Consider the following 22,657-nt stretch of genomic DNA (forward strand, 5'->3'; position numbering starts at 1 on the left):
TTTTCTGGGAACCGCGGAGGCCGAAGCGCCGGGACGCCCGCCGGCCCCCGGCCGGCCCCCGGCCGGCCCCCGGCCCTGTCCGGCCCAGCCCCGCCCCGCCCCGCCCCGCCCACGACGTTTTCTGCTCTTCGCCGACGAAGGGAACACTCATGACCTCCCCACGCCCCACGCACGCCCGAATCGCCGTCATCGGCGCCGGACCCGGCGGGCTGACCTGTGCCCGCATCCTCCAGCAGCGCGGCATGGCGGTCACCGTCTACGACCGCGACCGGGGTCCCGACGCACGCGACCAGGGCGGCACCCTCGACCTGCGCGCCGACGGCAGCCAGATCGCCCTGCGCGAAGCCGGCCTGCTCGGCGAGTTCTTCGCATCGGCCCGCCCCGAAGGGCAGGAAATGCGGCAGCTGGACCCGACCGGCACGGTGGTGTTCCATCAAGTCCCGGAAGCCGACGAGCTGTTCAAGCCGGAGATCGACCGCGACCGACTGCGCACGCTGCTGCTCGACTCGCTGCAACCGGGAACCGTGCGCTGGGGTCACGCCCTCGACAGGATCGGCGGGCCCGCCGACGGGCCACGCCGACTGCACTTCGCCGACGGCACGACCGTCGAGAGCGATCTGGTCATCGGCGCCGACGGCGCCTTCTCCCGGGTACGGCCGGCCGTGTCCCCCGCCGTCCCCGAGTACACCGGGGTGAGCTTCCTGGAGGCATGGTTCTCCGACGTCGAAAACCGGCACCCCGACATCGCCGAACTGGTCGGCGCGGGCAGCGCCGCCGCCGCCGACGGCGATCGCGGCCTGTTCGCCCAACGCAACAGCGGAAACCACATCCGCGTCTACATCATCCGACGGACCCCGGTCGACTGGATCGCCGCGCGCGGCCTGGCCGCCGGCGACACCGACGGCATCCGCGCCCTGCTCCTGGACGAGTACGCCCACTGGTCACCCCGCCTGCGCCGGATGATCACCGACAACGACGGACGCTACGTCGACCGACCGCTGTTCGCCCTCCCGGTCCCGCACACCTGGGAACACAACCCCACGGTGACCCTGCTCGGCGACGCCGCCCACCTGATGCCCCCACTCGGCGTCGGCGTCAACCTCGCCATGCTCGACGCCGCCGAACTCGCCCTCGCCCTCGCGGACGCCGCCACGGTCGACGACGCCATCCGCACCTACGAGAAGAGCATGCTCCCCCGCTCCACCGAGACGGCCGAGGCACTCGAAGGCGCCGCCGAACACCTGTTGTCCGCCGACGTACCGGACTTCGGCAACGACTGCGGCGCCGGGCATTGAGCGCCGGGCGCTGGGCGCCGGGCGCCAAGTTCCGTCCCGCCCCGCCCTGTTCGGTTCCGTTCCGCCCCGCCCCGTCGCGCGAGCACGCGTCCTGTCCCGCGAGCACGCCGGAACGAAGCGGTCGATGGCCGTGTCAGGTCGGCCAGCAGCGCATCGCGAGGGTGGCGACGTGTTCCAGGGTCTCGCGGGAGACGCCGTCCACGGCCTGGGTGGACATGCCCTGGATCACGGCCGCGTAGTAGGTGGCGAGGGCGTCGGCGTCGGTGTCGGCGGGCAGCCGGCCGGCCGTGATGCCGGTGGCGATCTTCGCGCGCATCCCCGCCTTGGCCGCCTCGCGCAGCGCGCGCAGTTCGGCCTTGACCTCCTCGGCCGCCGACGTGCAGTTGACGGCCGCGGTGATCACCATGCACCCCGGTGGGTGGCCGGGCTCGGTGTACGCGTCGGCCAGCGCGAACAGCAGGCGTTCCATCGCGAGGCGCGCGTCCGGCTCGGCGGCGATCACGTCACCGGCGACCGCGCCGTAGGTGACGCCGTAACGCTGGATGGCCTCGCTGAACAGTCTGCGCTTGTCGCCGAAGGCGGCGTACAGGCTGGGCGGCTTGATGCCCATCGCGGCGGTCAGCCCGGCCACCGAGGTCGCCTCGTAGCCGTGTTGCCAGAACTCGAGCACCGCGCGGTCCAGCGCGGCTTCGCGGTCGAAGCCGCGCGGACGGCCCGGGGCACTGGTGGTGGACATGCGGCCATTGTATAGCGCTCGCTATGAAACCGGGGAATCTCTGTTACGGTGAGATTTGTAGCGACCGCTACACAACCGTCGCCCCCATCGGGAGCCCGCATGTCCACGCCCACCGTCGCCCTGCCCACCGTCGCCCTGCCCACCGGCGCCCTGCCCACACCGACCTACGCCCGTACCGTCCTGGGCTCGGGCCCCGGCCTGCTGATCGCACACGGCGCGGGCGGCGGCATCGCCGCCAACTACGGGCCGATCCTGACCGGCTTGGCCGCGGCCCGCACCGTGGTCGGCGTCGACCTCCCCGGCGCCGGCCAGACCCCGCGCGCCGACGCACCCCTCGAACTGGACCACCTCGCCGACCAGTTGATCGCGGCGGGAGTGGCCGAGGGCCTGGACACCTTCGCGGTCTCCGGCTACTCGCTCGGCAGCGCGATCGCCGTACGCGCCGCGACGCGCCATCCCGAGCGGGTCACCGCGCTGGTACTCACCGCGCCCTTCGCCCATGCCGACCACCGCCTGCGCCTGGCCGCGCGGGTCTGGCGCGGGTTGTACGAATCCGGCGACCGCGCGACGTTGGCCGCGTACCTGACCCCGCTCGCGCTCGGCCCGGCCGCGCTGGCCGCACTCTCCCCCGAGGAGTTGGCCGCGGTCCTGCGGATGACCTCGGAGACCCCGCCGCCCGGCACGCCCGAGCACACCGAACTGGTCGAACGGTTGGACGTACGCGCCGACCTGACCGCGATCGAGGTCCCGGCCCTGGTCGTGTCCACGACGGGCGACCGACTGGTCGAGCCGTACCACCACCGGAACGTCGCGGCCGGGCTGCGCGACGCGCGCGTGGTCGAACTCGACACGGGCCACCTGCCGTTCGCCGAACGCCCCGCGGAGTGGCAGGCCGCGATCGTCGACTTCCTCGACGGGGTCGGGGCCGCCTAGGAGGCCGGGCGGCGGGGGCCTCGCGGGTGGTCGCCGCGAGGCGTCGAGCCGTCACACCTCCGGGCAGAGCCTCGCCCATTCCTCGGCCGGCGGGCGAAGCGCGTTGGCCACGTACGCGATCGTGCGGCACCACCCCGCCGGCACCAGGACCTCCACGATCCGCGGCTCCTCGAACAGCGCGCGCAGATCGGCCCAGGTCGCGTCCATTCCGGGCGGCGAGTCGCCGCGCCGGGTCCCGAAGTGCGCCGGGGCTCAGTCCAGGTCGTGCAGGACCACGTCGGTGATCTTGCCCGCGTCGGCGGTCAGCGTCATGTAGGTGTGGTGCGGCTGCCGGCGTCGGTCGGTGGGCGAGCCGGGGTTGAGCAGGCGCAGCCCGGTGTCGGTGACCGTGTCCCACGGGATGTGGCTGTGCCCGAACACGAGTACGTCCACGTCGGAATAGCGCGCCGCGCACCGCCGTTCCCGACCCTCCGCCGGACCCGTCTCGTGCACGACGGCGAACCGTACGCCGCCCAGTTCGACGCGCGCCACCTCCGGCAACCGGCTGCGCAGATCCGGCCCGTCGTTGTTGCCGTAGACGCCGATCACGCGACGCGAGTGCGCCTCGAACAGGTCCAACGCGGCCCCGTCGACCCAGTCACCCGCATGGATCACGACGTCGACGGCCGCCATCTCGGCGAGCAACCGCTCGGGAACGGCCTTGGCGCGTTGGGGCACGTGCGTGTCGGACGTGAGAAGAACTCGCATGCCTCCCACAGTACGAGAGCACGAGCCGAGACACCGTCGAGGACACCATCGTGCGCGAAACCTCCGCAATTCCGCCCGCCTCGCGGAAGTTCGGAACGACAGACGACCCGCTCCCGTCACGCATCGCCTGCTCGGGTTCGGGGATCGCCGCCGACGGCTCAGTCATGACATCGGCGATGGGGCATGCACCCGGGCCTCCGAGGCCGGTATCCGATTTCCCTCCCGCTCCGACCACGGCGGGAGCGTTTCGCGCGTGAGCAGCCTCAGGGCGGCAGGGTCCGGATGCCGGTCCAGGTTCCACAGCCGAAGTTCCGTGCCCCGCTGCTCGGGAGCCCACCCGAGGCGGTGTGCACCCTCGATCACCGCGGCAACCACTCCCGGCGTGATCACAGCCGACTGCTCGAAGTTCGTCGACAGGCGCTGCCCCTCCTCTTCTGCGCGTTCGACGACAAGGACGATGGATCCGCTGTCGGCTGAAACCACCCAGCGATAGCGCTCCCCGTCGACCACGATGATCCGCGTGCCCTTCTTCGCAATGGCCATGCCGTCGACCCTCCCACGAACCCGGCGACACCGGACAGCGTCCGGGGTCCTTGGTTCACGGATATTCGAGCGCGGCAACATCACCTTCGGGATGTCCATGCTTCGGACTCCGGCTCGGGTCTCAGGTAGCGACCCCGGATCTGGGCCCTGCGATAGGGGCCGTGCCCGTGGGTTCGGAAGGATCAGGTCGTCGGCGTGACCTTCGCCAAGCCGACCGGGGCGTCGGGGTTGGCGCCGCGGTGCAGGGCGAAGGTCCGGGCGAGGCATTGCAGATGCACCGTGGTGGCGATGCCGCGGGCCGATTCGGAGTGCAGGTCGGCGAGTTCGGGCGAGACCATCGCGTACGGTATGCCGTCGGCCACCAGACGCGCGCGCAGGGCGGCGATGTCCGGGGCGGTCGGACCGCCGAGGTCGACCAGCAGGACCGGTACCCGGTCGCCGAGCGCCGCGATCGGCCCGTGCAGCAGGTCGGCGACCGAGATGCCCTCGGCGAACACCCCCGACGTCTCCCGGATCTTGAGCGCGCCCTCCAACGCCACCGCGCCGCCGAGGCCGCGGCCGGCCACCACCAGGCGGTCGTGGTGCGCCCAGTCCGCGGCAAGCGCCTCGCACTCGGCCGCGCCCGCCAGGACCCGGCCCACCGCGTCGGGGAGTCGGGCCAGATCGGCGAGGTCCGCGAGCTTCGACGGCAACGGGCCGAGCGCGAGGGCGATGCCGACCATGGCCACGAACTGGGCGGTGACCGTCTTCGTGGCCGGGACCGCGATCTCGGTGCCCGCGTCGGTCGCGACGAGCACGTGCGCCTCCGCCGCGAGCGCGCTGTCCGCCTCGTTGGTGACCGCCACCACCCGGGCACCCCGTTCGCGCGCGGCCCGGACCGCCGTGACGATCTCCGGCGTACGCCCGGACTGGCTCAACGCGGTGACCAGATAGCCGGTGTAATCGGTGCGCGCGTCGTAACGGGTGACCAGGCTCGGCGCGGCGAGGCCGGCGGGACGTCCGGACGCCATCTCGTACAGGTAGCGACCGAACACCGCGGCGTTGTCCGAGGATCCGCGCGCGACCAGCACGGCCCCGTGCGGCGGCGTCGGCAGCGCGGCCCGGATCGTCGCGCCGAGTTCCGGCAGTCGCGCGACCAACCGGCGCAGTACGTCGGGCTGTTCGGCCATCTCGGCGGCCATCACCGAACCGGGGGCGGGAAGGGTGGAGGGAGCGATGTTCGTCATGTTCATCCCATCGGTCGACTTCGGGTCACGACTTTCTTCACCACGCTGTTCCGGGCCGTACCGGCGTTCCGAGCCACGCCACCGTTCGGCTGTGCCTCCTCGCCCCCGAACACCCACCGCCCTCGATCCGCCTCATCGGGTCGCCGGCGCCCATCGCGGTCGTTCGCCGCGGACCACGTCCCACGCGAGGGCGGCGGCTCCGCGCAGCGCGCCGTCGTGGATATAGCGGGCCGCGACGATCACCTCGCCCGGATCGGGCGTACCCGGGGAGTGCTTGGCGAGGAAGCCGCGCAGGACGTCGAGGATCCGGTCGGATACCGCCACCAGCCCGCCACCCAGCGCGATCCGGGTCGGATCGAGGGCGAGGTGGAGGTTGAGGACGTGGCCCGCCGGCACGTCGAGGGCGTGTTCGGCGCCGGCCCGCAGCCGTGGGTCGGCGGAGGTGGGGATCGCCGCCGCGTCGGGCGGCGGCCCGCTGCCGGCGAGCGCGTACAACGTCTGCGTGCGGGCGGCGAGGGGACCGCCGCCGATCAGGGATTCCAGGTCCGGCTCGTCCGGCCGGCCCGGCACGAGCGAGTAGCCGATCTCGCCGGCCACGCCCCGGACGCCGCCCACGATCCGGCCGCCGACGGTGAGCGCGGCGGCGCTCGCGGGCCGGCCGCAACAGCCGATCCAGCGCGTGCGCCATGTCCTCGCCCGGCTCGCGGGTGGCCACCCGGCGGCCCGCGAGCACCGTACCGGCCGCGTCGGTGGCGGCCATCGCCGTCTGCGTCCCGCCGATGTCGCGCGCGACCATCCCGAGGGAGTCGCGCGGCAGCGGCGGGTCGACCAGGTCGGCGGAGTCGAACACGTCGTCACCATCCTTGTGGGGTCGGGCGAAGGGGGTGATGGCCGCCGTGCCGGCCGCCGCCGAGCGCGGCGAACAACATCGGCCTCGGCCTCGGCTTCGATCTCGGCTTCGGCCTTGCGCTGTGCTGTGGTGAGCGAGGAACGCGGTTCGGATTACCGGCTGTTCGGGGTCGATGACCCGATGCGATTCGCCTGGTGGGAGCCGAGCCGCCGACGGGGACGTACGGGTGCGGAGGTGCGCGTGACGCGTCTCGCGGGCTCGCGCCGTCGAGTGGCGGCGCGGCGTTCCGTCAGCGTGCGGCCGGTGCGAGCAGCGCGGCGAGGTCCAGGTCGGCCCGGACCGCCGCCGCCGCGTCCGCCGCGACGTCGAAGCGGATCCGCAGAGCGGTGAGTCCGCGCGATACCGCGCCCAACGCACCCGCGAGGTCGGCCAGTTCGGAGTGCGCGAGTTCGGGGCACGCGGGCAATCGTCGGCGCACCCGCTCGCGCAGCCGGGTGGTCATCGCGGCGTCGATGGAGGCGGAGACCCGGCCACCGAGGACGACCAGTTCGGGCTCGTACGCGATCGTCACCGCGATCAACGCCACTCCGAGCGCGCGCTCGAACCGGTCGACCACGGCCCGCGCGGCCGGCGAGGTATCGACGAACAGGTCGGCGGCGTTGGCCACATCGAGGCCGGCGTCGCGCGCGGCCCGCATCAGGCCCTCGGCGCCGACCAGTTCCTCCACGGTGTGGTCGTCGGAGTCCACCGGCAGGAAGCCGAACTCGCCGACCAGGCCGGTCGGTCCGCCCCGCATGTGCCGATCCACGGCCACACCGGCGCCGAAGCCCGCGCCGACGGTGAACATCACGGCGGTGTCGGCGGTACGCGCGGCGCCGTGCCGCAACTCGCCCTCCAGGGCCAGGTCGGCGTCGTTGCCGAAGGTGACGGTACCCTCCAGCGCGCGGCGCACCCGACGGGTGAACAGGTCGCCCTCGATCTGCGCGAGGTTGGTCGCACCACGCACGCCCAACCCGTCGGCCGCGACCGCACCGGGCAGGCCTATCACGCCGGCGCGCAGCACGCCGGGCGCGGCCGAGTCGGCGTACAGCGCCCGGACCCGCTCCGCGAGCCAGTCCGCGAGGTCGTCGGCGGCCAGGTGCCGGGGGGTGGGCTCCTCGCGATAGCGCGGTGAGCGCCCGAGCAGGTCGGTGGCCAGGAACCGGCAGGTGGTGCCACCGAGGTCGACGCCGACCGCGACACCGCGCTCGGCGGCCACCTCGATCACCACGCCCTGCCGGCCGCGGCGCCCGGTCTGGAGGACCGCGCCCTCGCGGACCAGGCCCTCGTCCAGCAGCCCCTCGACCACCCTCGAAACGGTGGCCGCGCTGAGCCCGGTCCGCTGGGTGAGCCCCGCGCGGCTGTGCTGCCCACCGGCCAACAGCACCGCGAGCAGGCTGGAGCGGTTGGCCCACCGGGCATCGGCCGTCTCCGCCACATTCACCTCTCATAGTGAAAATATTTCAGTATGAGAGAAAATTAGGCCCGTCACGAAGGGGTGTCAAGAGTCCGTCAAGACCCACCCCAGACCCGACACACAAACAAGCAACGCAACGCGAATGGGTGGGTAACACACCACGGCGCGGCGCGGCGCACCGCATTGGGGCACGGCGCGGCGGCCCATCGGTCGGGGTGCGCGCGGCTCGGATCAGCCCTGCCGCCGACCGGTTTCCACGTAGGCGCGGAGGTGGTCGAGGCCGCGTTCGACGATGTCGCCGACGGCCAAGTCGGCGTCCGTGCCGGTCCGGCGGTGTCGGGTGAGCGAGTCCACAGGCAGGGCCTCCCGCCCCTGCTTCCCCCCGAACTGGCTCGCGTCGTGGATGCGCTCGCGCTCGACCGCCCCGAGGTCGAGCGGGTCCTCACCGTCGTCGACCACCACGGTGACGATGCTGTCCACGTCGCTCGGACCGTCCTGAACGATCACCATGCCGGTGTACGGCGTACCCCGCACGGCCCATTCGATCCGCGTACCGGGACCGTCCCGTTCCAGATCGACCTCGGCCGCGACGGAGTGCGCCGCCTCACCGGCGGTCACCACCACCGCACGCCCCGAGGTGGCCCGGACAGCGGTCACCGGAGGGAAGTATTCGGGGAGCTTGTCCGTGTCGGACAAGAGCATGTACACCCGGTCGGTGGACGCTGCGACCTGCACGGAACGCGTGTGAAGAACCATGCGCGTACTGCTATCCGTTCAAGCCCGGTTCCATTCGCGATCGCCGCCCTCGCAAACCCGGAAAACCCCGATACTCCGCCCCCGGTCGCGGCGCGGCCGACCGGCCTCGACCACCACACCGGGCGCACCCCGTCGGTCGGTCGTGACGAGGTGGGCCCGGCCGCGACGGCATCGGGGAGGTGATGACGACCTCGGGGGAGGAAGTGTTCACCCGGTGGTGGTGCCCGCAGTGGTGTCCTCGCCCCCCGCGGAGTCGGTCGGGGTGGCCCATTCGACAAGCTGGATGACGACTCCATTGGGGTCGGTCATCTGGAAGAGGCGTTCGCCCCAAGGCTCTTCGCGCAGGGGCATGGTGATGGGGGCGCCTTCTCCTCGCAGCCGCGCCTCCTCGGCTTCGAGGTCGGTGACCGTCAGCGCCAGGATCAGGCCGGTCGCCTGTCGGTCACGCTGCTCGACCGGGAGCACCTCGATGCCTCGGCGGAGCAGGACGATGTCGACGGCGTCGTCGTCCCGGCCGAGCGAGGCGAAGCCGTCGGCGGACGCGGTCACCCGGTAGCCGAGGTGGGAGGTGAAGAAGTGCCGAGAGGCATCCACGTCGGCGACGGTGAGGGAAAGCGTGGAGGTGACGACATGCATGGGGGCTCCTCGAAGTGGTGGCCGGCAAGGCGGACGGGCGCTCGGCCCGGGCGGGCTCAGTAGGTGCGGCGAGGTGCCTGGTACCTGGTGCGGACGGTCGCCCTGCCGCGGCCGGTACGGGGCAGCTCACGCATCAGCCGCCGAGGCGTCGACGCCGGGGCCGCCGGGGCCGGGGCAGCGCCGAGGCCCTGAGCGGTACCGAACTTGACGGGTTCGAGCTGCACGGAGCCGACCTGCACGAGGCCGAGCCGGGCCGCGTCGGGCCCGGCCGGGTCAAGCCCGGCCGGGTCAAGCCGGGACGCGTCGAACCCGACGATGTCGAACCCGGCAATGTCGAATCGATCGGTGCGCGAACCGGCGGGGTGGATCTTTCGCATCTGCAATCTCCCTCCATCGAACCTAACTTTACGACGGACGTAACTTTATGCAGAGCCACTCATGCCGTCAAGCATATTTTTACGACGAGTGTAAGATTCGCACATGGGTATCGAACCGCTGGGGCTGCGCGAGTCCAAGAAGCAGGAGACCAGGCAACTGATCTCCGACCACGCCACTCGGCTCTTCATCGAGCAGGGTTTCGAACAGACGACCATCGCCGAGATCGCGACCGCGGCCCGGGTCGCCAAGAAGACGGTCACCAACTACTTCCCGCGGAAGGAGGACCTGGCCCTCGACCACCACGAGGAGTTCACCGCGAGCCTGGCCCGCGCCGTCATCGGACGCGCCGACGGCGAATCGGCACTCGGCGCGCTACAAAGGGAGTTCGACGCCGCCCTCGACGAGCACAACCCCGTCGCGGGCTTCGCCGGCTTCGACTTCGCCCGCATGGTCGCGGACAGCCCCACGCTCACCGCCCGCCTGCGCGACCTCCACGATCAGCGGGAGGACGCTCTCGCCGAAGCCCTCGCCGCCGCCGCTCCTCCCGACGCGAGTACGACCATCGCCCCCCGGGCCGCCGCGGCCCTCCTCGCCGCCGCCCACCGCCTGCTCTTCCAACGCGTCCAGGAACTCACACTGGCCGGCGACCCCACCGACCGCATCGCGGCCATCGTGACCCCGGAAGCCGATCACCTCTTCAGCCTCCTGGCCCCCGCCCTCGGCACCTACCCCGACGCGGACCCAAGTCCGAACCACCCGTAGGCGTCACCCGCAGAGCGAGCCGCCTCCGCCTGCGCGTCGCCGCGACCACCACCGCGCCGGATGGCGCTCGCAGGGGGCGGCCATCCGGCGTGGGGCGGGGGTTGGAGCGGGTCGTCGTGTGTGGGTCAGGTTCGAGTGTCGCCGAGCGATTCCAAGAGGGTACGGAGGCCGTCGGCGAGGGCGGCGCGTTGCTTGGGGGTGAGGGCGGCGAGCACGCGTTCTTCGGTGTCGATGTGCGCGGGCAGGACTCCGTCGATCAGATCGCGGCCCTCGTCGGTGAGCGCGACGAGGACACCGCGGCCGTCGGATGTGCTGGTGGTGCGGGAGATCAGGCCGCGCGCCTCCAGGCGATCGAGCCGCTGGGTGATGGCGCCCGAGGTGACCATCGAAGCGCGCATCAGTTCGGTGGGGCTCAGTCGATGCGGGGGCGGGTGCCGGCGCAGCGTGGCGAGTACGTCGAACGACGAGGCGTCGAGCCCGTGTTCACCGAAGGTCCGGGTCAGCTCGGCGCCGACCAGTCGCGCGGCACGAGACAGCCGGGCGAGTACCGCCATCGGGGACGCGTCCAGGTCGGGGCGCTGCGTACCCCACTGCTCCAGCACAAGGTCGACGTGATCTGCCACGGCGTCAGGTTAGCCGAGGCGATCCGATGAACCGGGCCGCCTCCCGCTTCCCAATTATCTTAGCGTTGAGGTATCTTTTGCTTAGCACTAAGGAATCAACCGCTCGGTTCGATCCATCCGATCCATCCTGCCCAGCCTGGCCCGAGCAGTCGGTCGAACCCTCCGAGAGAGAGGCACCACCATGCGCATCACCGTGTTCGGAGCAGCCGGAAACGTGGGCAGCCGCGTCGTGTCCGAGGCCCTGTCCCGAGGCCACGAGGTCACCGCCGTGGTCCGTGACGCGGCCCGCTTCGCGAAGCTGCACCCCGATGCCGCAGCCCGAGTGGGCGACGCCGCGCAAGTCACGGACGTGGCCGCGCTGAGCACCGGCCAAGACCTTGTCATCAGCGCCACGCGACCGGCACACGGCAGCGAGCAGGCGCTGGCCGACACCGCCGAGGCGCTGCTGGCCGGCCTCACCGGAACCGGAGTCCGCCTGCTGACCGTCGGCGGCGCGGGCAGCCTGACCGTCCCGGACGCGGGCGACACGATGGCCGTCGACGACCCGAGGTTCGTACCGACGGCATGGCGCGGCATCGCCCTCGCCTGCAACGCCCAACTCGACGTGTTCCGCGCCGACGACAACGTCGACTGGACCTACCTGAGCCCGCCCGCCAACCTCGAGCCCGGCATCCGCACCGGAACCTTCCGGGTGGGCACCGACGAACTCCTGATCGACGCCGACGGCGTCTCGGCGATCTCCATGGAAGACCTCGCGGTCGCCCTCATCGACGAGGCGGAGCAGCCGAAGCACCACCGCTCCCGCTTCACCGTCGCGTACTGAGGCCGTCCCGATCCGCTCGGATGACCGGAGAACCGACCCCGAACCGGCGGTGGCGGTTCGGGGTTCCCGGTGGGTAAGGACCTCGGTGATCGAGTGCGCGAGGCGGCGTTCGACCGCGTCGCACCTGGATTCGACACCGGATCCGGTGTCGAATCCAGGTTCGAGTCCAGGGTCGAATCCGGGTTCGGGTTCGGTCATCGCCAAGCAACTGGTCACCGGGCGCGGGCGGATCGACTGAACCCTCCGAACAAAGGGAGAGGCCCCGCCCTTGACCCGCACCCCGGCGACCACCCGCCGCCCACTGGCCGTCTTCGACCTCGACGGCACCCTCGTCCGAGGCGACTCGTTCGGCCACTTCAACCGCGCGCTCCTGCGCCGCTCCCGATGGCGCGTCGTGGCAGCGGTGCTGTGCCTACCGATCGTCGGCCCGCTGTACGCCTTCCACGCAACCCGACGCCACGCCTTCGCCATCCTCCTCCGCGTCGCCACCATCGGCCTGCCCGCACTCCGATTCGAGGCCCTGGCTGTTTTCGACAGGTTGTTTCGGAGCCACTCGGGCAACGTGATCGGGAGCCAGGTTGCTCCGTTCGTGGTGGGCGTGGACTGTTGTTCAGGTCCGGTTCGGGCAACGAGTTTGAGAGCCACCCCTTTCGGGTGACTTCGGGTGTGCCGGGATCGCGGTCGGCGTAGAGGCCCTTGGGTCCGCAATAGCGTGAGTGGGCCGGGCCCTCGCGCGGCCGTGTCCCTGACAGGCGTGGTGCGCGAGGGCCCGGTGGCACGCAGGTGGCAGCGCCTGTTCCGCTGCGAAGGCCATGCTCTAGCGGAGGCGGGCCAGCAAGTGGGCGTCGAGGAAGCCCCGCTCAGAGGCCGGGTCGTGGAGCAGCCGGGCGAACGTGACGAGCCCGGCCCGGGCCAGCAGCTTGGCGAACCGGTCCGCCGGCCAGCTATAGGCGGGTGTCACCTTGTGGTCGAAGCGGACCGGCTCGGGTCCGTCGGTCGCGAAGAACGAGGCCAGGAGCAGGCCCCCTGGTGCCAGGACACGCGCCTGCTCGGCGAGCAGCGCGGGTAGTTCTTCGGGAGGGGTGTGGATCATCGAGTAGTGGGCCAGCACGCCGCCGAGCGCGCCGTCCTCGACCGGCAGGGCCTCCATCCGCGCCTCGTCGAACCGCAGCGCCGGATGGGCCCGCCGGGCGTGGTCGACCATGGCCGGGGAGAGGTCGAGCCCGAAGGCGTCCAGCCCCAGGTCATGCAGCATGGCCGTCAGATGTCCGGGCCCGCAGCCGACATCGGCCGCCCGCGGGTTCCCCGTCCCACGCACCAGCTCGGCGAAGGTGCCGATCATGTTCCGCGAGAACGGCTGCGTCTCCAGCCGATCAGCGAACAACGACGCATACAGCTCCACGACCCCGTCGTAGGCCGACCTGGTCTCCTCCTGATGCTCCACCACGGGAAGGAAGCTAACACCCGCCGTTCGCAGCCGTTCTCCCGCCCTGTGCCGAATACCGCGCCGCGGCGGATGCCGGCGACGCGATGGTCAAGTACTTGAATTGCTGAGGCAGGTTCAGAGCCGCCCGTTCCGGGCTGCTTCGGCGGCGTGTTCGGCTTCGGTGGCCCGCAGGCGGAACGACTCGGAACCGGTCTGGACGAGGATGCCCTTGAACGTGAGCCGGTCCGCGATGGCCGCGCAGAGCCTCGGATCGGTGAAGGTGCGGTCCCACTCGGTGAAAGGCGCGTTGCTCGCGACCGCGGTGGACTTGCGTTCCTCCCGTTCGGTGAAGATCTGGAACAGCAGCTTCGCGCCCTTCTTATCGAGATTCAGGTAGCCGAACTCGTCCAGGCAGAGGAGATCGACCTTGCTGTAGCGGGCGATCACCGACGAGAGGCGGCGGGCCTGTTCGGCCTCGGCCAGCTCGTTCACCAGCGCTGAGGTGGTGGTGTAGCGGACCGACAGCCCGGCCTCGGCGGCCGCGGTCCCGGCCCCGATCAGCAGGTGCGACTTACCGGTCCCGGAGTCGCCGATCAGCACCAGCGGGCGGCCTTCGCGGACCCAGGACGGGTCGGTGATCAGGCCGACGACCTCGGGCGGGACGTTCGGGTTCCAGGTCGGGTCGTACTCCTCCATCCGCTTCTGCCTCGGGAACTTCGCCGCCCGGACCATGCGCTGCTTGCGGCGGGTGTCGCGGTCCACGCACTCAACCTGCAAAAGGTCGGCGAGGAACTGCTTGTAGGAGTACTTCTCCCGCGCGGCGGTCCCCGCCAGTCCCTCGAACCTGGCGCGGATGGTCGGCAGCCGCAGCTCGCGGCATGCCTCGTCGATGACCTGGTCCTCCCACTCCGAATCCGGGAGCGGGACCCGCGAGGGCGGGACGTGCCGGTCGAACACCTCCCCGGCCACCTCCCGTGCCGCGTCGGCGGCGTGCTCGGCGGTGGCCGGCCTGGAGGGGGTGGGGCTCATGCGCTGCTGCCTCTCTGCTGGTGCTCGCCGTGCTGGTCACGACGGTCGGAGTGGGGAAGGGCCGGCCGCAGCAGCCGGTCGTACTTGGCCATGTTCGGCAGCGGCCTGGTGTCCGGCGGCAGCCGCCGCCCGTGCAGGACGATCACCCGCCCGCCATCCGCCTCACCCGGCGCAACCGCGGTGGCGTCGTCGGCGGGGCCCTCGGCGAACTTGCGGGCCTCGATCGCCACCAGGTCCGCGCTGACCGACCCGATCCGCACCGCGGTCCGCAGCGCGGCCGCCATCGCGTCGGCGGGCAGCTGCCGGTGCAGCAGCAGCACCTCGATGAGCATCCGGGTGCCCTCGCGTTCCCCGCACTTGGCCTTCGCCGCGGCCCAGAACTCCTCGTGCGCGGAGGTGAACACCCCTTCAGCGCGGGCCTGGGCCAGCGCGGCGGCCCCGGCGAACGCGCCGGGCTTGACCAGCAGGATCTCCAGGTAGTGGTCGAGGATGTCGTGGTAGGAGTAGCGGCGCGTCAGCCTGGGGTGCCGCGCGACGACCTCGCGCTTGTCGAACACCCACAGCTCGTTCGCCCGCAGCCGGACCCGGACCTTGGCGCCGATGAACCGGGCCGGAACGGAGTAATACGCCTGTCGCACCGTGATCCGGCCGTTGCGGTGGACCACCGGCGTCAGGTCCGTGCCGGTCTCGAAGTCGTCCGCGGGCAGCGGCCGCAGCAGCTCGCGTTCCCGCTCGAAGTCGAACCCGATCGAGGTCGGCCGGCCGTGGACGTGCCGGGCGTCCTCGCAGGTCGATCGCCGCCAGCCGCTCGTTCAGCTCCGACAACGACTCGACCGCGGGCGGCGGGACGAGGTGCTTGCGGCGGAACCGGCCGCCCTCGTGCTCGACCCCGCCCTTCTCGTGCGCGCCCTCCTCGCCCGGGATGCAGTAGAACGGCTCGAAGGAGAACCACGACCGGAAGGACGCCCACCGCGAGGTCTCCGTCCGCGACCGCCCGAAACACACCGCCTTGACCGCGGGCTTGAGGTTGTCGTACCGGATGTGGACCGTCGGGCAGCCGCCCAGCGCCTCGAACGCCTCCACGTGCCCTTCCAGGAACGCCTCCTGGGACGGGGTCGCGAACACGCGGTGCACCGTCGCGATCACCCTCGCCCGGGCCCGAGCACACCTCGCCGCCGGCGACCGCGTCGTGGTCGCGACCTCGTGCGCCGACCCCCTGGCCCGCGCCATCTGCCGCGAACTCGGCCTCGGCTCAGCGGACGTGATCGCCTCCCGTGTCATCCCGGGCCGCACCGGCATGCGACCGCTGCCCGCCTGTCGCGGCCCGCGCAAGGTCGCCCGAATCCGCGCGGCCGGCATCACCGATCCGATCACCCACGCCTACACCGACAGTTCCGTCGACCTCCCGCTCCTGGCCGAAGCGACCCACCGCTATCTGATCGACCCCTCCCCCGCCCACCTGACCCGGATCCGCGCCCGACTCGGCGCCGATTACGTGGTGTTGCGCTCCCGGTAGCCGATGCAGCGCATGGGTACGCACGCCCATGCGTTCCCGCCGGGCGAACACCGCCACACACGCCCTGATCCGGGTCCGGGCCGGGGCCAGGCCGGGGCCAGGCCGGGTCCGAGTCCGAGTCCGCCAGCCATGGCCGATGCCTGGAGGCACACGATCCTCTGTCCCGAGGCGAAGGAACGGCGTGGCCGGCATGCCTCGCCGGCGCCCCCCAAGTCACCCCTCTACGCTGTCGCGATGGAGATCACGGAGCGTGCCGTCGGTGCCGTCGTCGGTTCGGCGGTCGGGGACGCGCTGGGCGCGCCCTTCGAGTTCGGGTCGGCCGGCGCCTTCGGGACCCGGTTTCCCGAGGCACCGCCCGGGAGTTCGCGTGCCGAGGGGCGCTACGCGAACGAGATGTGCGGTGGTGGCGGGTGGGACGCCGGCGAGGCGACGGACGACACGCAGATGGCCGTGCACGTGGCGTACTCGCTGCTGGAGCGGAACGGTCCGGACCTGCCCGACATGTTCGCCCGCTTCCAGCGCTGGGCCCGCTCCGAGCCCAAGGACATCGGCCTGCAGACCGAGGACGTACTCACCAACGGCATGCCCTGGGACCTCGCGGCCGGCGTGCACTTCCAAACCACCGGGCGCGCGGCCGGCAACGGATCGCTGATGCGGGCCACCACGCCCGCCGTGTACTTCGCCCGGGACGGCCGTACGGCCACCATGGCCGCCGCCCGCCGGATCGCCGCGCTGGCCCACGGCGACCGCGCGGCGTGGGAAGGCACCGCGATCTTCCACGAGTTGCTCCGGGTGACCCTGCTCGGCGGCGACCTGCCGACCGCGCTCGCCGAGACGCTCGCCGAGGTTCACCCCGATCACCGTGAGCGCTACGCCACCGTCCTGGCCCCGACCTGGCATCCCACCGACGCCACGGAGTTCAACGGCGCCGTGTGGCCCTGCCTCGGCTCGGCGGTCTGGGCGCTGCGCACCACGTCCTCGTACGAGGGTGCCCTGCGCGCGGCGATCGACCTCGGCGGCGACACGGATACGGTCGCCGCGGTCACCGGCGCCCTGGCCGGCGCGCGCTACGGCCTGCCCGCCATCCCGGTTCGCTGGACGGACCGCCTCCACGTACCGATACCCGGTTCCGAGTCCACCGGTGAAGTCCTACGCCTGCCCGACCTCGTACACCTGACCAACCGCCTCCTGAGCCGTACGTCGGAAACCGCCGAGCCGTTCACCACCGACCGAGCTCGTCCCACCACCTCGCTGCCCATGCCATCGAAGCCGACCGGTGACGATCGGGCCGCCGGCCGGCCTCCGCTCACCACGGATCGGGCAAGCCCGCTCCCGTGGTGATCAGGCTGCGCAGGCTGCCGTCGACGTAGTGCAGCCAGGCCGTGGAGCACGCCCCGAAACACTCGACGTCCGGCACCAAACCGACGTGGGTGAACCGCAGTTCGGTGCCGCCGCCCGCCGGGACGAGGTCGAACACGATCTCGGTTCCGGTCCACTCACCCGGCTCCGGGATGAAGGACAGGTGGCTGTCGGTGACCCGCCAGACCACGCGACTGGCCGGCACGAGCTCGACCACGCGCTGTCGGCTGTAGTGCTGGGGAGGATGCCGGTAGGTGAATTCGGCACCCGGCTCGTCGGCACGCCCCTCGACCCTGCCCGTCCACCAGGCGCCGACGTTCAGGATGGCGGCGAAGACTTCCGTCGGCGGCTGCTCGACCGTGTACGACGTCGAGTAGCCGCGCTCGGTGCGCGCCGCGTCGGCCGTGCTTGACGCGCCTGCCGCGCTCATTTCGTGGCTGCCCGGTGTTTGTGTCGTCATGAGTGATCGGATCCTTGTCTCTTCGTGTCCGTTGATCGCGTGGTTGCGGAACCGGCGCCCGATGCCGGATGTCCGCGGTCTCGTTCCCTCTTCCGCGCTTTCCGGGTGCGTGCGCCCGCTTCAGGGCGTGGTCGTTCGGCGCCGCCACGGACGTGGCGGCGAAACGGGGGTTTACGCGGGTGCGGTCAGCCCGGCTTGCTCTGCTGGATCCGCTCGGCGATCCGCCTGATCCGCTGCAGCCGGGCGTCCCAGGTCGCGCCGACCGCGGACAGTTGGGCGACCGCACGGGCGAGTTGGGCCTCGTCCACCCGGTAGAGGCGTGCGCGCCCCGCCGGCGCCACGTGCACCAGGCCGACGCGCTCCAGCACACCGAGGTGCTTGGCGACCGCCTGCCGGGTGACGGGAAGCCGCTCGCTGAGCGTGGTCGCGGTACCGCCGCCGTCGGCGAGGAGCAGGTCGAGCATCCGCCGGCGGGTCGGGTCGCCGACCGCGGACCAGAGGTCGTCGTCGATCGCGGTGCTCACGGCCGCGCGTCCAGCTTGTCGGCGTACGTGACGAGACGCGGGAGGAACTCGTCCCAGCCGCGCACGTGGTCGAGGTAGGCCTCCTCCAGCACTGCGGCCTCCCACCCGCGCTCGCGAAAGCCGGTCTCCTTGAAGCGCAGCAGCGTGCCGTCGCCGGACGGAACGAGGTCGAAGGTCACCAGGAACGAGTTCGTCTCGGTGGCCGGGCCGTCGTCCTGGGCCCAGCGGAACACGAATCGGCGGGGCGGGTCGGCCTCCAGGACGGTGAGCGGCACAACCGTCGCGTCGGGTCCCGTCGGGTCGCCGAAGGTGATCGCGCCGGTGGCGCCGGGGACCGGATCGAACTCGGCGTCGTCGGGCCACCACTCGCGCAGGTGCTCAGGGGAGCTGATCACCTCGTAGACCACCTCGGGGGCGGCGTCGATGCGGAGCTCCCGCTCGATGCTTCCGTACTCCATGCGATTCTCCCGACCTCAACGCAACCAATGGTTGCACCTCAGGCTATCCGGAGCATTTCGCTAACGCAACCTTTCGTTGCACAAGACGTCCGGACGGATCCCGGACGCCGCATCCGCCGGACCCGGTCGGGTCGGGTCGGGTCGGGTCGGCCCACCCTCGGCTGCGACGACTGCGGCTGTCGCCGCGTCTGTCGCTCGCCCTGCGCTTGACGGCGCTTACGACGGCGACTGCGCGGGCGGCTGCGTCCGCGGCTTCGCCTGCGTCTGCGTTCGCCGGGCGTACGCGCGGGCCGCGCGCACCCGGTCGCCGCAGCGGACCGAGCACCACTGGCGGGAGGCGTGGGTGCGGACGAGGAAGCGGCGACAGGAGGTGGCGCCGCACGGGGCCAGGCGCTCGGCGTCGGGGCCGGTGAGCAGGTCGGCGGCGTCCGCGGCGAGGATCGCGATGGCGTGGTCGACGATCTGGTCGATCGGGTGCGCCTGGGCGCGGTACGGCCCGCGCGCCTCGTCCCAATAGAGCAGCGCGGCCGACGGGGCACTGGTCAGCGCGTCGTTGATGGCTCGTACCGATGCGTCGGGCGCCGGAAGATCGTCGATCCGAGACGAGAGCAGTGTTCGCACCGCGTCGCGCAGCGCTCGCAATCGGCCCGCGCACACGTCGTACAGCAGGGTGTCCGGCGGCGCGAGTTCCCGCGTCACCAGCCACTCCTTCGCGGACGCGGGCGTGCCGAGCAGATCCACTTCCTGACCGCCGGGCAGTGCGAGGTCGGTGTTGGCCAGGTCGAGCGCGAGATGGCGCTCCGCCCCCGGCGCGGCCGGCAGGACCGGATGGGCTGCGCGGGCGGCATGAGCGGGCTCGCCCAACACGGTCTCCTTCATGAGTCTCATGTTAAGCCTTGCCGTTGTCCGTGAGGATCCGCTAGCTTTTCTCACGGCAAACACAACGATTATCCGTGAGGTGTTCAGTGACCGGCAGCAGTGCGACCAACGCGCGGAACGACCAGGGCAACCTCGGCAACCAGAGCGATGCGAGCGATCAGCGCAACCAGGGCAAGCAGGGGAACGAGCAGGTCGCCGTCCGCGTCTTCGGTGGCCCCTCCGCGCTGATCGAGTTCGGCGGGCTCACGTTCCTCACCGACCCCGCGTTCGACGCGCCCGGCGAGTACCCCGTCGGCGGAAACCGCGTCCTCACCAAGACCGCCCCCGCCGCCGTCGACCCGGCCGACCTCGGCCCCATCGACGCGGTCCTGCTCTCCCACGACGAGCACCCGGACAACCTCGACCACTCCGGCCGGGCGCTGCTCGCCGACGTCCCCCTGGTACTCACCACCCCCAGCGGCGCGGGCCGACTCGGCGGCACGTCCCGGGGCCTGGCCCCCTGGGAATCGGTGGACCTGCCCCGCCCCGGCGGCGGCACCGTCACCGTCACGGCCACCCCCGCCCAGCACGGGCCGGAAGGCTGCGAACCGATCACCGGCGAGGTCGTCGGCTTCGTACTGACCGCCTCCGACCTGCCCACCGTCTACGTCAGCGGGGACAACGCGTCCCTGGCCGTGGTCGAGAAGATCGCCGCGCGCGTCGGCCCGGTCGACACCGCCGTCCTCTTCGCCGGCGCGGCCCGCACGCCGCTCTTCGACGGCGCGCTCCTGACCCTGGACAGCGCCCAGGCCGCCGAAGCCGCCTCGATCCTCGGCGCACGGCGCGTGGTCCCCGTGCACTTCGACAGTTGGGGCCACTTCACCGAGGGCCGCACCGCCCTCATCGACGCCTTCACCGCGGCCGGCCTGATCGACCGCCTGGAATTGGCCTGACCCCACCGACCCGAACCCCGGCTCCCGAGACCTCACCCACCTCGGGAGCCGCGCGCCCTCGTCCCCCGGCCGCATGGCTGCCATGGCTGCCATCGCTGCCCCGGAAGGCCCCGGAAGGCTCCGGATCCACGGCGTGCGAGTACAAGTACGAAGGACGAAACCCGATCACGACGTACGGAGCCCCGCCGCGATGAGCGAGCACCCGGCCGCGGAACGCCTCACCCGATACACGAAGGCCGAGCAGAACGAGATCCTGGGCGACGGTGCCGACCCCTTCGGCGTCGCGGACACCGGCCTGACCTGGCTGCCCAAGGAGGACCACTTCGGGATCAGGTACGGCGGCCGGCTCGTGGCCCACGCCGGATCGTTGCGGTTGCCCGTGTCGATCGGCGAGGTCGACACGGAGGTGGTGGGCATCGGCGGTGTGGCCGTCGCACCCGATGTGCGCGGCCGCGGACTGGCCCGGACGGTGTTGGCGGCGGCCCTGGATCACGCCCGAACGATGGGGCCACGACACGGCATTCTGTTCTGCCGACCGCCCCTCGTCCCCCTGTACCGGAAGCTCGGGTGGCATCGCCTCGACCGAGACGTACACGTGCGACAGCCCGACGGCCTCGTTCTCATGCCGCTGCGCACCATGTGGACGCCGCTGCGCGATGCCGCGACCTGGCCCGACGGCGCGGTACGCCTGCGCTCCTTCCCGATGTGACCCGAGCCGGATCGGCCGCCGCCCCACCTCGCCCCGCACGATCGATCGGGCCGCCACGCCCGGCCCGGGCACCCGCCCGTTCGACCACAGGGCCGGCGGAATTCGAGCCGGTAGGATCAACACCCGATGAACTCCGGTACGACAGACACGATGATCGACATCCCGTCGGGGCGGGTCACCCTGACCGACCGCCGGACGCAACGCAGTTGGTCGGTCCAGCCGGCGCCCTACCGGCTCGCCGCGTACCCGGTCACCCGGGCGCTGTACGCGCAGGTCACCGGCCTGCGACCGAGCGGCCCGCAGGGGGACCGACTGCCGGTCGAGAGTGTCTCCTGGTGGGACGCGGTGCGGTTCTGCAACGCCCTGTCCCGGCGCGACGGGTTCACGCCGGCGTACCGCGTCGACGCGGACGACGAGGGCGTCGAGTGGGATGCCGCCGCCGACGGGTACCGGCTGCCGACCGAGGCCGAGTGGGAACACGCCTGCCGGGCCGGCACGACGGGACCGCGCTACGGCCCCCTGGACGAAGTCGCCTGGTACCGCGCGAACTCGGGCGAGCGCGTCCACGACGTGGGCGGCAGACAAGCCAACCCGTGGGGCCTGTACGACATGCTCGGCAACGTCTGGGAGTGGTGCTGGGACGTCTACGACGCCGAGGTGTACGGCTCCTACCGGGTGCTGCGCGGCGGCGGTTGGTTCGACGAACACTGGAGCTGCCGAGCCTCCGTCCGCCGCCGCAGCCACCCGACCTTCAAGGTCGACGACGTGGGCTTCCGCCTCGCGCGCAGCGCCCGCTGACCCGCTGGGCTGCCGGACCGCCGGGGCGCCGGGCCGCCACCGGCGTACAACGGGTCGAAGCCCGGTCCGAGTCCGGTTCGGAGTCTGCTCTCGGTCGCGTCGCATCGACGCCTACCCCTGGTCCCTCCCACTCGCTCCCAACACGCCGGCCGTGAAGCGCGCCAGGTCCGCCCGCATCTGCTCCCGTGTCATCCGCTCGCCCCCGACGAGGTGTTCCACGAGGTCCGCGCGCACCGCCGCGAGCAGGGCGTGCGCCGCGAACTCGCCGTCGCCGAATCCGGGGATCCGCTCCAACGCGGCCCGGAGCGCGCCGTGCCAGCGTTCGTAGTGTGCCGCCGCGTAAGGGCTGTCACCGCCGGTCCCCTCCAGCGCCAGGGCGAGGTGGCGATGGTCCAGCTTGAAGCACAGGACTGCGTCGAGCAGCGCCGGTACGCGCCGAAGCGGGGGCGTACCGGGCCCCAGGGGCGGTGGGCCGGATTCGACGGCGAGCTCGATCGGCGCCAGGCGCATCGCGTACAGCGCTTGAATCAGGCCGGTGCGGTCGCCGAAGCCGCGGAAGAGCGTCGCCTTGCCGACGCCCGCCGCCGCGGCGATGTCGGCCATGGTGACCGTCTCCGGGCTCTCGCAATGGGCGAAGAGCGAGTCGGCAGCCGCCAGAACGGCCTCGCGATTGCGCGTGGCGTCCGCACGTGGCTTGCGTTCGGTCATGCGGTTCCTTCGCCTCCGTCGTCCATGCCGCTCCTCGGCCATTTCTTCGGGCGCTTGCAAAGCGGACCCCGGGTCCGTATTGTCGATGAAACGGA

Annotated in this window: 29 protein-coding genes; 10 read left to right on the top strand and 19 right to left on the bottom strand. The window is 71.9% G+C overall.

From position 1 onward, the window contains the following. Positions 1-149 precede the first annotated feature (149 nt). Entirely contained in the window at positions 150-1,295 is a 1,146-nt protein-coding gene (locus ACWCPW_RS03640) for an FAD-dependent oxidoreductase (RefSeq protein ID WP_449759934.1), read from the top strand. A gap of 133 nt (positions 1,296-1,428) precedes the next feature. On the opposite strand, the gene ACWCPW_RS03645 is transcribed toward ACWCPW_RS03640, so the two are convergent. Further along, complete coding sequence (locus ACWCPW_RS03645) at positions 1,429-2,031, bottom strand: TetR/AcrR family transcriptional regulator (protein ID WP_449759935.1); 603 nt, start codon at positions 2,029-2,031, stop codon at positions 1,429-1,431. A gap of 99 nt (positions 2,032-2,130) precedes the next feature. Between ACWCPW_RS03645 and ACWCPW_RS03650 the strand changes: the two genes are divergently transcribed. After that, positions 2,131-2,964, top strand: a complete 834-nt coding sequence (locus tag ACWCPW_RS03650; protein ID WP_449759936.1) for an alpha/beta fold hydrolase — start codon at positions 2,131-2,133, stop codon at positions 2,962-2,964. Positions 2,965-3,015: 51 nt separating this feature from the next. Here the strand turns inward: ACWCPW_RS03650 and ACWCPW_RS03655 are convergent, their stop codons facing one another. The 9 genes from ACWCPW_RS03655 to ACWCPW_RS03695 all read right to left on the bottom strand — a co-directional run bounded on the left by ACWCPW_RS03655 (position 3,016) and on the right by ACWCPW_RS03695 (position 9,555). Beyond that, the gene (locus ACWCPW_RS03655; RefSeq protein ID WP_449759937.1) at positions 3,016-3,171 is read right to left on the bottom strand and encodes a hypothetical protein; all 156 of its coding nucleotides are present in this window, start codon (positions 3,169-3,171) and stop codon (positions 3,016-3,018) included. A 45-nt stretch (positions 3,172-3,216) separates the two neighbouring features. Next, the gene (locus tag ACWCPW_RS03660; protein ID WP_331771173.1) at positions 3,217-3,711 is read right to left on the bottom strand and encodes a metallophosphoesterase family protein; all 495 of its coding nucleotides are present in this window, start codon (positions 3,709-3,711) and stop codon (positions 3,217-3,219) included. A gap of 162 nt (positions 3,712-3,873) precedes the next feature. Then, positions 3,874-4,254: a hypothetical protein gene (locus ACWCPW_RS03665; RefSeq protein ID WP_449759938.1), complete on the bottom strand. Its 381-nt coding sequence runs from the start codon at positions 4,252-4,254 to the stop codon at positions 3,874-3,876. A gap of 182 nt (positions 4,255-4,436) precedes the next feature. Beyond that, positions 4,437-5,480 (bottom strand): SIS domain-containing protein, encoded by a 1,044-nt coding sequence (locus ACWCPW_RS03670; RefSeq protein WP_449759939.1) that lies wholly within the window; start codon positions 5,478-5,480, stop codon positions 4,437-4,439. A gap of 132 nt (positions 5,481-5,612) precedes the next feature. Continuing rightward, positions 5,613-6,341, bottom strand: coding sequence for an ROK family protein (locus ACWCPW_RS03675; RefSeq protein WP_449759940.1), 729 nt, complete (start codon positions 6,339-6,341; stop codon positions 5,613-5,615). A 278-nt stretch (positions 6,342-6,619) separates the two neighbouring features. Next, positions 6,620-7,813 carry an ROK family transcriptional regulator gene (locus ACWCPW_RS03680; protein ID WP_449759941.1) on the bottom strand — a complete coding sequence of 398 codons (1,194 nt, stop codon included), beginning with the start codon at positions 7,811-7,813 and terminating at the stop codon, positions 6,620-6,622. A gap of 204 nt (positions 7,814-8,017) precedes the next feature. Continuing rightward, entirely contained in the window at positions 8,018-8,542 is a 525-nt protein-coding gene (locus ACWCPW_RS03685) for an SRPBCC family protein (protein ID WP_449759942.1), read from the bottom strand. A 207-nt stretch (positions 8,543-8,749) separates the two neighbouring features. Continuing rightward, positions 8,750-9,178, bottom strand: coding sequence for a VOC family protein (locus ACWCPW_RS03690; protein ID WP_449759943.1), 429 nt, complete (start codon positions 9,176-9,178; stop codon positions 8,750-8,752). Positions 9,179-9,234: 56 nt separating this feature from the next. After that, positions 9,235-9,555, bottom strand: a complete 321-nt coding sequence (locus tag ACWCPW_RS03695) for a hypothetical protein (RefSeq protein WP_449759944.1) — start codon at positions 9,553-9,555, stop codon at positions 9,235-9,237. Between the two features lie 103 nt (positions 9,556-9,658). Here ACWCPW_RS03695 and ACWCPW_RS03700 point away from each other — a divergent pair, with 103 nt between their 5' ends. Next, positions 9,659-10,318, top strand: coding sequence for a TetR/AcrR family transcriptional regulator (locus ACWCPW_RS03700; protein WP_449759945.1), 660 nt, complete (start codon positions 9,659-9,661; stop codon positions 10,316-10,318). Positions 10,319-10,443: 125 nt separating this feature from the next. On the opposite strand, the gene ACWCPW_RS03705 is transcribed toward ACWCPW_RS03700, so the two are convergent. Next, a complete protein-coding gene (locus ACWCPW_RS03705; RefSeq protein WP_449759946.1) occupies positions 10,444-10,941 on the bottom strand; it encodes a MarR family winged helix-turn-helix transcriptional regulator in 498 nt (165 codons plus the stop codon). 181 nt (positions 10,942-11,122) lie between these two features. On the opposite strand from ACWCPW_RS03705, the gene ACWCPW_RS03710 reads away from it, so the two are divergent. Together ACWCPW_RS03710 and ACWCPW_RS03715 are read left to right on the top strand one after the other, a co-directional pair. Further along, the gene (locus ACWCPW_RS03710) at positions 11,123-11,764 is read left to right on the top strand and encodes an NAD(P)-dependent oxidoreductase (RefSeq protein ID WP_449759947.1); all 642 of its coding nucleotides are present in this window, start codon (positions 11,123-11,125) and stop codon (positions 11,762-11,764) included. A gap of 268 nt (positions 11,765-12,032) precedes the next feature. Next, a complete protein-coding gene (locus tag ACWCPW_RS03715; protein ID WP_449759948.1) occupies positions 12,033-12,422 on the top strand; it encodes an HAD family hydrolase in 390 nt (129 codons plus the stop codon). A gap of 159 nt (positions 12,423-12,581) precedes the next feature. Here the strand turns inward: ACWCPW_RS03715 and ACWCPW_RS03720 are convergent, their stop codons facing one another. The 3 genes from ACWCPW_RS03720 to ACWCPW_RS03730 all read right to left on the bottom strand — a co-directional run bounded on the left by ACWCPW_RS03720 (position 12,582) and on the right by ACWCPW_RS03730 (position 14,968). After that, positions 12,582-13,211 carry a class I SAM-dependent methyltransferase gene (locus tag ACWCPW_RS03720; RefSeq protein WP_449759949.1) on the bottom strand — a complete coding sequence of 210 codons (630 nt, stop codon included), beginning with the start codon at positions 13,209-13,211 and terminating at the stop codon, positions 12,582-12,584. 114 nt (positions 13,212-13,325) lie between these two features. After that, positions 13,326-14,219, bottom strand: a complete 894-nt coding sequence (gene istB / locus ACWCPW_RS03725; protein ID WP_449759950.1) for an IS21-like element helper ATPase IstB — start codon at positions 14,217-14,219, stop codon at positions 13,326-13,328. Beyond that, positions 14,216-14,968, bottom strand: a complete 753-nt coding sequence (locus tag ACWCPW_RS03730) for a Mu transposase domain-containing protein (RefSeq protein ID WP_449760209.1) — start codon at positions 14,966-14,968, stop codon at positions 14,216-14,218. The genes istB and ACWCPW_RS03730 overlap by 4 nt, the downstream gene beginning before the upstream one ends. 260 nt (positions 14,969-15,228) lie before the next feature. On the opposite strand from ACWCPW_RS03730, the gene ACWCPW_RS03735 reads away from it, so the two are divergent. Next, entirely contained in the window at positions 15,229-15,735 is a 507-nt protein-coding gene (locus ACWCPW_RS03735) for a haloacid dehalogenase-like hydrolase (RefSeq protein ID WP_449759951.1), read from the top strand. Positions 15,736-15,969: 234 nt separating this feature from the next. Beyond that, on the top strand, positions 15,970-17,076 hold the full coding sequence (locus tag ACWCPW_RS03740; RefSeq protein WP_449759952.1) for an ADP-ribosylglycohydrolase family protein: 1,107 nt from the start codon (positions 15,970-15,972) through the stop codon (positions 17,074-17,076). On the opposite strand, the gene ACWCPW_RS03745 is transcribed toward ACWCPW_RS03740, so the two are convergent. From ACWCPW_RS03745 to ACWCPW_RS03760, 4 genes are all read right to left on the bottom strand, one after another. After that, on the bottom strand, positions 17,042-17,554 hold the full coding sequence (locus tag ACWCPW_RS03745) for an SRPBCC family protein (protein ID WP_449759953.1): 513 nt from the start codon (positions 17,552-17,554) through the stop codon (positions 17,042-17,044). The genes ACWCPW_RS03740 and ACWCPW_RS03745 overlap by 35 nt on opposite strands. A gap of 185 nt (positions 17,555-17,739) precedes the next feature. Continuing rightward, positions 17,740-18,018 carry an ArsR/SmtB family transcription factor gene (locus tag ACWCPW_RS03750; protein ID WP_449760210.1) on the bottom strand — a complete coding sequence of 93 codons (279 nt, stop codon included), beginning with the start codon at positions 18,016-18,018 and terminating at the stop codon, positions 17,740-17,742. Positions 18,019-18,074: 56 nt separating this feature from the next. Continuing rightward, positions 18,075-18,536 (bottom strand): SRPBCC domain-containing protein, encoded by a 462-nt coding sequence (locus tag ACWCPW_RS03755; RefSeq protein WP_449759954.1) that lies wholly within the window; start codon positions 18,534-18,536, stop codon positions 18,075-18,077. A 216-nt stretch (positions 18,537-18,752) separates the two neighbouring features. Continuing rightward, on the bottom strand, positions 18,753-19,415 hold the full coding sequence (locus ACWCPW_RS03760; RefSeq protein ID WP_449759955.1) for a CGNR zinc finger domain-containing protein: 663 nt from the start codon (positions 19,413-19,415) through the stop codon (positions 18,753-18,755). Between the two features lie 86 nt (positions 19,416-19,501). Here ACWCPW_RS03760 and ACWCPW_RS03765 point away from each other — a divergent pair, with 86 nt between their 5' ends. From ACWCPW_RS03765 to ACWCPW_RS03775, 3 genes are all read left to right on the top strand, one after another. After that, positions 19,502-20,347, top strand: a complete 846-nt coding sequence (locus ACWCPW_RS03765) for an MBL fold metallo-hydrolase (RefSeq protein ID WP_449759956.1) — start codon at positions 19,502-19,504, stop codon at positions 20,345-20,347. A 190-nt stretch (positions 20,348-20,537) separates the two neighbouring features. Beyond that, positions 20,538-21,056 (top strand): GNAT family N-acetyltransferase, encoded by a 519-nt coding sequence (locus ACWCPW_RS03770; RefSeq protein ID WP_449759957.1) that lies wholly within the window; start codon positions 20,538-20,540, stop codon positions 21,054-21,056. A gap of 126 nt (positions 21,057-21,182) precedes the next feature. After that, entirely contained in the window at positions 21,183-21,854 is a 672-nt protein-coding gene (locus ACWCPW_RS03775; protein ID WP_449759958.1) for a formylglycine-generating enzyme family protein, read from the top strand. A 111-nt stretch (positions 21,855-21,965) separates the two neighbouring features. On the opposite strand, the gene ACWCPW_RS03780 is transcribed toward ACWCPW_RS03775, so the two are convergent. Then, positions 21,966-22,562, bottom strand: coding sequence for a TetR/AcrR family transcriptional regulator (locus ACWCPW_RS03780; RefSeq protein WP_449759959.1), 597 nt, complete (start codon positions 22,560-22,562; stop codon positions 21,966-21,968). Positions 22,563-22,657: the final 95 nt, after the last annotated feature.

This window comes from Embleya sp. NPDC001921, from assembly GCF_053594475.1.